General features: G+C 51.3%; 14 protein-coding genes. All 14 read right to left on the minus strand.

The annotated features are described in order from the left end of the window. The coding region (locus K0A93_13260; protein MBW6513056.1) for an ATP-binding cassette domain-containing protein at positions 1-434 on the minus strand (434 nt) is incomplete at its 3' end. Continuing rightward, positions 435-740 (minus strand): DUF2442 domain-containing protein, encoded by a 306-nt coding sequence (locus tag K0A93_13265; GenBank protein MBW6513057.1) that lies wholly within the window; start codon positions 738-740, stop codon positions 435-437. Positions 741-750: 10 nt separating this feature from the next. Beyond that, positions 751-999 carry a DUF4160 domain-containing protein gene (locus K0A93_13270; protein MBW6513058.1) on the minus strand — a complete coding sequence of 83 codons (249 nt, stop codon included), beginning with the start codon at positions 997-999 and terminating at the stop codon, positions 751-753. A gap of 12 nt (positions 1,000-1,011) precedes the next feature. Then, the gene (locus K0A93_13275) at positions 1,012-1,863 is read right to left on the minus strand and encodes an ABC transporter permease (GenBank protein ID MBW6513059.1); all 852 of its coding nucleotides are present in this window, start codon (positions 1,861-1,863) and stop codon (positions 1,012-1,014) included. A gap of 325 nt (positions 1,864-2,188) precedes the next feature. Continuing rightward, positions 2,189-2,512 carry a nucleotidyltransferase domain-containing protein gene (locus tag K0A93_13280; protein ID MBW6513060.1) on the minus strand — a complete coding sequence of 108 codons (324 nt, stop codon included), beginning with the start codon at positions 2,510-2,512 and terminating at the stop codon, positions 2,189-2,191. After that, a complete protein-coding gene (locus tag K0A93_13285) occupies positions 2,509-2,916 on the minus strand; it encodes a nucleotidyltransferase substrate binding protein (protein ID MBW6513061.1) in 408 nt (135 codons plus the stop codon). The genes K0A93_13280 and K0A93_13285 overlap by 4 nt, the downstream gene beginning before the upstream one ends. 96 nt (positions 2,917-3,012) lie before the next feature. Then, positions 3,013-3,432 carry a DUF86 domain-containing protein gene (locus K0A93_13290; GenBank protein MBW6513062.1) on the minus strand — a complete coding sequence of 140 codons (420 nt, stop codon included), beginning with the start codon at positions 3,430-3,432 and terminating at the stop codon, positions 3,013-3,015. Further along, positions 3,417-3,812 (minus strand): nucleotidyltransferase domain-containing protein, encoded by a 396-nt coding sequence (locus tag K0A93_13295; GenBank protein ID MBW6513063.1) that lies wholly within the window; start codon positions 3,810-3,812, stop codon positions 3,417-3,419. Before K0A93_13295 ends, K0A93_13290 begins: the two co-directional genes overlap by 16 nt. A gap of 214 nt (positions 3,813-4,026) precedes the next feature. Then, positions 4,027-4,356, minus strand: coding sequence for a nucleotidyltransferase domain-containing protein (locus tag K0A93_13300; protein MBW6513064.1), 330 nt, complete (start codon positions 4,354-4,356; stop codon positions 4,027-4,029). A 172-nt stretch (positions 4,357-4,528) separates the two neighbouring features. Beyond that, positions 4,529-4,798 carry a nucleotidyltransferase domain-containing protein gene (locus K0A93_13305; GenBank protein ID MBW6513065.1) on the minus strand — a complete coding sequence of 90 codons (270 nt, stop codon included), beginning with the start codon at positions 4,796-4,798 and terminating at the stop codon, positions 4,529-4,531. Between the two features lie 281 nt (positions 4,799-5,079). After that, a complete protein-coding gene (locus K0A93_13310; GenBank protein ID MBW6513066.1) occupies positions 5,080-5,946 on the minus strand; it encodes a hypothetical protein in 867 nt (288 codons plus the stop codon). Beyond that, positions 5,946-6,761 carry an ABC transporter permease gene (locus K0A93_13315; GenBank protein MBW6513067.1) on the minus strand — a complete coding sequence of 272 codons (816 nt, stop codon included), beginning with the start codon at positions 6,759-6,761 and terminating at the stop codon, positions 5,946-5,948. The genes K0A93_13310 and K0A93_13315 overlap by 1 nt, the downstream gene beginning before the upstream one ends. Next, a complete protein-coding gene (locus K0A93_13320; GenBank protein MBW6513068.1) occupies positions 6,758-7,684 on the minus strand; it encodes an ABC transporter ATP-binding protein in 927 nt (308 codons plus the stop codon). The genes K0A93_13315 and K0A93_13320 overlap by 4 nt, the downstream gene beginning before the upstream one ends. Then, a partial coding sequence (locus K0A93_13325) for a hypothetical protein (protein MBW6513069.1) occupies positions 7,677-8,382 on the minus strand: 706 nt, incomplete at its 5' end. The genes K0A93_13320 and K0A93_13325, both read right to left, overlap by 8 nt.

Genomic DNA, 8,382 nt, shown 5'->3' on the forward strand with positions numbered 1-8,382 from the left:
GCAAAAGCTATAATTTCATCAAGCTTACGATCGATTTCATCTTTAGAAAAACCCAGCACCGACCCATTAACATAAACATTCTCGCGTCCGGTCAAAACCGGGTTAAATCCCGCCCCCAGTTCGATCAAAGCCCCCACCCTGCCACGCATTTCGATCCGCCCGGCATCTGGTTTGATCAGCCCGTTGAGCATTTTTAAAAGGGTACTTTTCCCCGCCCCATTCGGGCCGATCAACCCCAGACATTCCCCCCGCTTCAACTCAAACGACACATCCTTGACCGCCCAGAACTCCTCCGACCGCAACTCCCCCTCACCGCCATGCCGCCGTCCGGTAATTTCCCTCCCCAAATCCTGCATTCCATACCAGAGAGATTTTTTGAGGGAACGGCAGAATTTTTTTGAGACGTTCTGAACTGTGATCAGGGTATCAGACATCTATTTTGTCTCACCCGATTCATACCGGTTTTCGTCCTCATGCACAGTGTCTGCCAGCCATGCCGGTCGCTTCCCGGTCACCCTCTCATAAAGCATTTCCGGCGAAAGATCGAACCCGCACGGCCATACGAGGGTCGGCCATTCGTCAAGATAAAATCGCGCAAATTCAGCTTGATCAAGGAGAGACCGAGCTTCTTTGTATTTTCCAATCACCTCGGCCAGGTCGGCCACTCCCTCCTCGCCAGTATCAAAACGTAGACGGATACAATAGTTTCCGACATACACCGCCTCCTGAATCCTTACCATGCGGCTCTCCTTAGATCAGTGGTTCGAGTTTATGGAAATCTTTCGATTCCCACATTCCCAGAAGTTCACTCTGATGAATTTCGGCCCACTCCTCGACCAACCCACGGACCCTTCCCGGCAGGTAGCCGTCAAGCACGTTCAGATCCCGAATTCCGACCACTGCACGATAATCATTATATCGCGCGTGGAAATGAGGTGGATTGTGCTCATCAAAATACATGCTGATAACGATCCCGAGAAATCGGCAAATTTCAGGCATTATCCCGTCCCTTTACGCACTCATCCGCTCGATCAGAATCGGCATGGCCAGCCGGTACACCACCCAGACCACCAGCAGAAGAACAACTGCGGCAAAATTTACCAGAAAAAAGTAGCCGAGATACTCGGGGCAAAATCCGGTCAACCAGTCACGCGAGGTCAGGATCAGCGGGGTGAGCGGGTTAAAGGTAAACAGGGTGGCAGCAAAACCTTCTTTAGGCATGGCAAAAACCACCGGCGTGGCATACATCAAAAATTGCATCAGTAGCGGCAACGCCTTGCCGACGTCGCTGTACAACAACCCTACCGGCGTAATGAACAGCCCCAGGGCGGTGCCGACAAGGATGAGCGACACGACACCCAGCGGGAAAAGCAGCAGGTTCCAGCCGGGATTGATGCCCATGACAATCAGCGCGACGAGCAGCAGCGCGATTTTGATCGCGGCGTTGAACAGGGTCTGATAGATTCCCGAAACAATCAACGCTTCGCGCGGGAAGTTGAGTTTGGCCAGCATCGACTTGGCGGCAACGGCCTGTTGCAGCGGCGCATTGAGGGCATCCATGAAGATCGCCCAGAGCATGGTGCCGGTAAAAACATAGACCGGATAGGGCAAAGAGGTGTCGGCAATTTTCACCACCCCTGAGCTGTTGAGGAAGATCCAGGCCAGGGTGTTGGCCAACGGCAGAATAAACGCCCACAGGATGCCAAGAAATGCCTGGCGATACTGGGCACTGATGTCACGCACCGCCAGCCGCCAGGCCAGCTCACGTGAGGCCAGCAGGTCACGCCACATCTCGCGCAACATCAGCGAAGGTTTGGCCAGGGAGGAATCGGGCGTGTAGACGGTGATTTGAGGTTTACTCATGTGGTACTGTCGCTCTCTCTCGTTCCCACGCTCCCGCGTGGGAACGCCCGGAATCGGGCGCGCAGCTGGTTACGCATCCAGTCTTTTTTTACAGCAACCGCTCGCCAGAACGCAGAATCTCACGAAAAAAAGAGCTGCCGCTGCTTTCGAAGATTCTGTTCATCGCCCGGGTATGTATCAGCAAATCGACGGCAACTTTCTGCTTCAGTCCCTTCAGAGGGTGCGAATACTTTTTGTCATGCTGCATGTCTTGCGCGTAACTGGCCGGGACGAAATCCTCTTTGCTGACAATGTACAGATCGACATCGCTGGCATCGGAATCGAATCAAGCTGTTTGCCGCTGATAAATCACCTTTCCGACTCGCTGGATATGCTCAAGAAGTGACTCTTCAGCAATACCGGATAAATCAACAACATCGAACATGTAGGGCAAGGAGGATTCTTCGTTGAGCTTGGCGGCCAGACCGGTGGCGGTGCTGTGCCCGCTGTGACCGGCTTCGATGGCCAGGTCGATGTCTGAGCCTGGCTTGTAGCTGCCCTTGGCGCGGGAGCCGAACAGGATGACCTTCCTGACATCCGGGAAAGACTTGATGGCGGCAACGATGACGGCCATGTCCTCCGCTGTCAGGCCACAGTCAAAAGTCGTCATGTCGTCGCCTGCGATTTCACAAGGAATATCGCGTTGAGCTCCCGCAAAAAAGGACTGTACTTCTCACGAATATCCTTTTCGACCTGCCGAGCCGTATTTTCATTGTAGGTATGTGTGGTCAAATTGCGGTCCGCTAATGCCTGGAGCCAGTCATGCCCCTGTTCTATGAGTCCACTTTGAAAAGCCTGCTTGATTGCGTGACGCGGACTGGTGATGGTGTACCCCTCTGCTTCCTGATAGTCCTTGAGCAGTTTCCAGCCGAGTTCAAGAGTCATTTCAAAAAACTGTATAAGGCCGGCACGCTCAACGTCGTTTGGATTTTCGATAGCCAGAGCTGTCAGCAGGAGATTGTAGCTTTTTGTGAACTGTTGATAGCGTTGCTGCCAGCGGATGTCCTGATCCATACTTTTATCCTCACACTTCGCTCTTTGATGTCTTCTTTGTTCACATCAAACCCCTTTGCCCAACGTTCCCTCGTTGTAAATCGGGCGCGCAGATGGTTACGCATTCAGTCTTGTTGTGACCACGCTGGCAAATTCAGAAAAATCCTGAAGGTGAAATTTTGTAATACTGTAAACAATGTCCCAATTGATACGCTCATAATTGTGAACCGCAACATTACGGAAACCAACAGCTTTTTTTAGATTTTCAGCCAACTCATTGTTTAGTACGGCTTTCTGGGCCAGCAGATCGAATGTTTCACCCATGGTTCCGGGCGGGGGCACGTCCTCCAATCCGGCGATCAGGTGCGCACCGATATCGACACAAAGCTGTACCGCCCGGCTCAGGTTGAGGGCGATAATATCCTGCAAATCAAGGTCGGCGCCAAGTTCCGCCGCAGAAGACGGTGACTTCGATTCAATACGCTGCACACAGCGGCGCAACGATTCCAGCTTTTGTTCGATTACTTCCCGATCCATCGTTGTCGTCTTTCCGCAAGCACCCGGTTTCGATAAGGCATAAAATCAGCCTGTTCAAAAAGATGATGACTGATCAATCTGCCGTACATGGCATCACTCCCCAGAATCCTCCGGCCATAACGCAAAACCTGCCCCAGCAAGGGCTCGGTCACCGTCTTCAGGTCGACCAGATCAACCGGACGGCCACAGCGCGCCGCGAGGGCATTGATGAGCGCCATGCGTTGATCAGTCGACAACGCCTTGTCCGCAGCAACGGCCAGATCAAGATCACTCCCGGCGTGCTGACGCCCCGTGGCCAGGGAACCAAACAACAAAGCAAACGAGATATGAGGAAAGCCTGTCAACACCTGCCTGACGTGCGCATCAATGTCCTCGTTCATCGGGGATCTTCCATTTTTTGTAACTGTTCAGCATGATGGAAAAAACCAAAACAAATGCTATTTAACAGGGATACAAGGGATAAAGGGGACAAAACATAAAGGTCTATGTGGTTTAAAACCAGGCAATGCCGCCCTGACTTTGCCGTTATCCCTTTCATCCCCTTTATCCCTGTTAAAAAAGTTTTTTCACGGTGTGCTGAATAGTTACCATTTTTCATAGCAACCGCTCGCCAGAACGCAGAATCTCACGAGAAAAAGAGCTGCCGCTGCTTTCGAAGATTCTGTTCATCGCCCGGGTATGTATCAGCAAATCGACGGCAACTTTCTGCTTCAGTTCTTTCAGAGGGCGCGAATACTTTTTGTAATGCTGGATGTTTTGGGCGTAACTGGCCGGGACGAAATCCTCTTTGCTGACAATGTACAGATCGACATCGCTGTCATCGGTTTGCGTGTTTTGCGCATAAGACCCGAACAAGATGACCTTTTCAGGTTCTAGTGGCAGCAAGGCTCTTACGATTCGCTCTTTGATGTCTTCTTTGTTCACAGCAAACCCCTTTGCCCAACGTTCTCTCGCCCCGATGGCCGGGGGGTGGTCGCATCCGGGCGTTCTACTCTCAACTGCCCGCGCGGACTTGATGCCCATCAGAATCCCTGTGCTGTCAGTTCGAATTTAAATTGGGCAAATACGCACACAACTTCTTTAGCGTGCGGCATAATCAGTCACAAATGGATATTCCTTCACGTAGCACCAGATCGTTAAATTTTGAGCTGACTGAAAGATCAATAACATCAACAGGTTTTGAAAGTGTGCAAATCAATTCGCCGTAGAAGGAAAAGTAGTCTTTATCGGCAATGCCATCTACAGCGATATCAATATCATTGCTTTCGGTCGCATCGGAAAGTGACGATCCAAACAGAATGACCTGAGATGCATTGTATTTACGAGCAACTTCTTGAATAGTTTTTTTGTCCTGATCAGTGATCATCGCCGCAGTCCCAATAGTGTTATTCTGGAGTCATCACACTATCAAATTTATGCCATATATGCACAGATATTTAAAGATTTCATAACTATTCAGCACACAGTGAAAAAACTTTTTTTAACAGGGATAAAGGGGATGAAAGGGATAACGGCAAAGTCAGGGCGGCATTGTTTGGCTTTTAAACCACATAGACCTTTATGTTTTATCTCCTTTATCCCTTGTATCCCTGTTAAATAGCTTTTGTTTTGATTTTTTCCATCATGCTGAACAGTTACAAGATTTCATCAATTTCCCGGTGCAGATTCAATCACATGATCGGCAAACTTGCTGGTGCTGAACACCCGCCCGTTGTGCAACAATCCCCAACGACCGCCGTAGGGATCCTCCGGCAAGGCGTCAATATACCCCTTATCGACCAGTGCCGCCATGGCTTTTGGTGACTGCCCCTCAGCTTCGATATATTTTGCCACGGCTTCTTCGATCTTGACCGCACCCTCTAAGGCCAACAGTCTTTTTGCCAGTCGTTTGCGCAGCAGGGGATCATCGGATTCTTCAATCATCTCGCGGAGGAACAGGAGCGCCGTCATTGACTTGCCCCCGTAATAGGCCAGGCGGCCGGCGAGAGTCTGCAAATAATCGGGGCTGCCCGGCAGTTGCGCGGCGCGCATGATGTAGTCGGCAGCGGCGGGATAATCCTGTACAAAGTAGAAGAGATTGAAGCCGGCGAAGAACGGCAAGCGCCAGTCGTCGGGGCGGTGTTCAATCCCTTTATCGAGAATTTTGTTGGCCTTGAGCGGCAGCCCGGCATCCCAGGCCAGCAACCCTTCAGCGAGGAAATACGGATCAAGGAAATACGGATCGAGATCGGTGATCACCTCCAGGCTCGCAACCAGATAATTCCAGTCCTCTGCTGTCATTTTTTGCCCGACAATTGAGCGCCCGCCAAAGAACGAAACGGCCTTGAGAAAAAGGAGATCGGACAACAGACCACGATTGCCCAGCGACAGAACGCGGCTGTACTGCGAGGGGATGACATATCCGGCGGGAATCCCGGACTGGATCCGGTAACGCTCCACCCAGATCGACTGACTCAACGGGTAGAGCAGTGCCAGCAGCAGGACGATCATCAACAGGCCGGAACGTAACGTCATCAGAAAAACTCGCGCCGGGCAAAAATAACCGCCGCCGCCAGGAGCAACAGGGCAATATAGACAGCTGCATAGAGCAACGACCAGAGAACCCGGTCGGGGGTAATCAACAGGCCGTGTGCGGCCTCCATGGTCAGATCAAAAACCGAAAAATTCGGAATCAGAAAAGCAATAACATCAAGAAATCGTTCCAGCGACGCAGAGACCACTTTTTCCTGAATGGCAATCTCTGAGCGGAGATAGAAAATCACATCCTCAATCGTCACACCAACAATATAAACAGAGAGCGAGCAAATCAGGGCGACAAAAGCACTGGTGGCAATCGAACTGAAAAAAATGACAATAGCAGTCAGCAGGGCAAACTTGACAAAGACGAAAAACGCGGCCAGGAAATAATTCATCCAGCTGAAATCGAAAAAATAATCGGCATTAAAGTGCATCAGCACCACCAGGGTGACACACGACATAGCGAGCAGAATGGTCAGTGAAAAGAGGGTAAAAAAGACGATGCCAATATATTTGCCAAAAATATATTCAAAGCGCGTGACCGGTTTGGACAACACAAGCTGAATGGTTTTTTTATCGATATCTTTGGTGATGAGATTCAGTCCGACGAAAAAAATCAACAAAATTCCGGCAAAGGTCAGCGCACTCATGTTCATATCGACCGACACTTTGCCGATATCGCGCATAAAAAACCCGGCAATCGCGATATTGAGGCCGAGGATAAAGAGCGAAAAAAGGGCGATCCCGAAGAGGGAACGGTTGCGAATCCCTTCGAGAAAGGTGATTTTGGCGAGCGCGACACTGTTTCTCATTGGGCTGCCCCCTTGACGACGCGAAAAAAGTGACTCTCCAGCGGCACCTGAGCGGACTGACAGGAGACAACCGTGGCACCGTGCTCGCTGATCAATTCAATCACCGGATACAGGTTGCCCGGCAACAGAGTGACCGTATGCCGCTCATTCTTGACCTCAACCGCTTCAACCAGCGGGGTCAACCGGTCACGGAGTGCGACCGAACATCCGTCCAGCTCCAGAGCAACGGTGGCTTTTAACTGTTGCGCAAAGTCTGCTGCGCTAATTTCATCGACCAGCCTGCCACCAACCATGATGCCGATGCGATCACAAAGCCGCTCGACATCACTGAGAATGTGCGAACAAAAGAAAATCGTTTTGCCCCGTTCTTTGAGTTCCATCACCAGATCAAAAACCATTTTTCGGCCCAGCGGGTCAAGCCCGGACATCGGTTCATCAAGAATCACCAGCGCCGGATCGTGCAACAGTGCAAAGCAGATGCCGGCACGTTGCAGCATCCCCTTGGAAAAACTGCGCAACGGTCGTTTTGCCGCAGCGGTCAACTCCAGCCGTTGCAGGAGCGCGTCGCCGCGTTGGGTTGTCACGGTGCGACTCAGCCCGGAGGTCGTGCCGCAAAAGGCCAGCAGTTCGCGCAGGGTGAGGTGATCGTAGAGATAGGGATTTTCCGGCAGATAGCCGACTTCGTGCTGCATGGTGGTGATATCGAGCGGCGCACCCCGAAACAGAATGGTGCCCTGGCTGGGGCGAATCAAGCCGAGCAACATGCGAATGGTGGTGCTCTTGCCGGCCCCGTTGGGGCCGATCAGACCAAAAACCTGCCCCTGAGGGATGCGCAGGTTGAGTTGATCAACGGCAAGAACTTTCTTCTTGAACAACCCCGGGTTGTAGGTTTTGGAAATATTTCTGAATTCAACATCAATCATCGCCAGGCTCCAGCATATTGATTTTAATCGGCTCAATCATTTTTGGGTAAAACGATTCAATCGGTCGCCCGGTGGCGCGTGACGCTTTGATGACATTTAAGTGATGCAGAAAATCAAAGATTGTCTGATCCATCGGCTTCAGCGCATACGCTTTCCAGATCGCCGTCTCGGCGTCTTTTTCCCGCCCGAGTCGTAAATACAATCGGGCCAGATCATACCACTGCCCGCCCGCCCCTTCAAGCTGTACCAACTGCTCACTATAGGGCAGAATGTGCTGGGCAAAAGAATCATCCGGTGAAGCAAGTGCGGTGACAACATATTGAGGCATGGTATTGTGCAGAACGCGGTACGCACTGTAAGGCCTCCCCGCCAAAACCGCAAACTCGTCCAGCGTTGTTCCCAGCGGCTGGGTCATAAAGTTTTTTTTGAAACGAGCGATATCGCGCTCTTGCATATAAAGGAAACCGCTTACCATCAGGCCAACAAAAAAAATCGCAGCCAGTAATGTGCGCACCAAAGTAGACGGGGACAAAGACTTAAGTGGATACTGGGCAGTCAGGATAGCAGCAAAGGTGACAAAAAGAAGGAGCAGGGCAGGATGTCGCAACGGCCACGAAAATTGGGACTGAATCAGGAAAGGCACCAGAAACAGGTGGCTGTAGAGGAAAAGTGGCCTATCAATATGTGCTGGCCTGATG

Source organism: Desulfuromonadaceae bacterium, assembly GCA_019429445.1.
Lineage (GTDB): Bacteria > Desulfobacterota > Desulfuromonadia > Desulfuromonadales > JAHYIW01 > JAHYIW01.

Excerpts from the sequence above, each read along its gene's own strand:
- K0A93_13320 (MBW6513068.1), bottom strand. The coding sequence starts at position 7,684 with ATGATTGATGTTGAATTCAGAAATATTTCCAAAACCTACAACCCGGGG.
- K0A93_13280 (MBW6513060.1), bottom strand. The coding sequence starts at position 2,512 with ATGACGACTTTTGACTGTGGCCTGACAGCGGAGGACATGGCCGTCATC.
- K0A93_13285 (MBW6513061.1), bottom strand. The coding sequence starts at position 2,916 with ATGGATCAGGACATCCGCTGGCAGCAACGCTATCAACAGTTCACAAAA.
- K0A93_13290 (MBW6513062.1), bottom strand. The coding sequence starts at position 3,432 with ATGGATCGGGAAGTAATCGAACAAAAGCTGGAATCGTTGCGCCGCTGT.
- K0A93_13265 (MBW6513057.1), bottom strand. The coding sequence starts at position 740 with ATGGTAAGGATTCAGGAGGCGGTGTATGTCGGAAACTATTGTATCCGT.
- K0A93_13270 (MBW6513058.1), bottom strand. The coding sequence starts at position 999 with ATGCCTGAAATTTGCCGATTTCTCGGGATCGTTATCAGCATGTATTTT.
- K0A93_13315 (MBW6513067.1), bottom strand. The coding sequence starts at position 6,761 with ATGAGAAACAGTGTCGCGCTCGCCAAAATCACCTTTCTCGAAGGGATT.
- K0A93_13275 (MBW6513059.1), bottom strand. The coding sequence starts at position 1,863 with ATGAGTAAACCTCAAATCACCGTCTACACGCCCGATTCCTCCCTGGCC.
- K0A93_13310 (MBW6513066.1), bottom strand. The coding sequence starts at position 5,946 with ATGACGTTACGTTCCGGCCTGTTGATGATCGTCCTGCTGCTGGCACTG.
- K0A93_13295 (MBW6513063.1), bottom strand. The coding sequence starts at position 3,812 with ATGAACGAGGACATTGATGCGCACGTCAGGCAGGTGTTGACAGGCTTT.
- K0A93_13305 (MBW6513065.1), bottom strand. The coding sequence starts at position 4,798 with ATGATCACTGATCAGGACAAAAAAACTATTCAAGAAGTTGCTCGTAAA.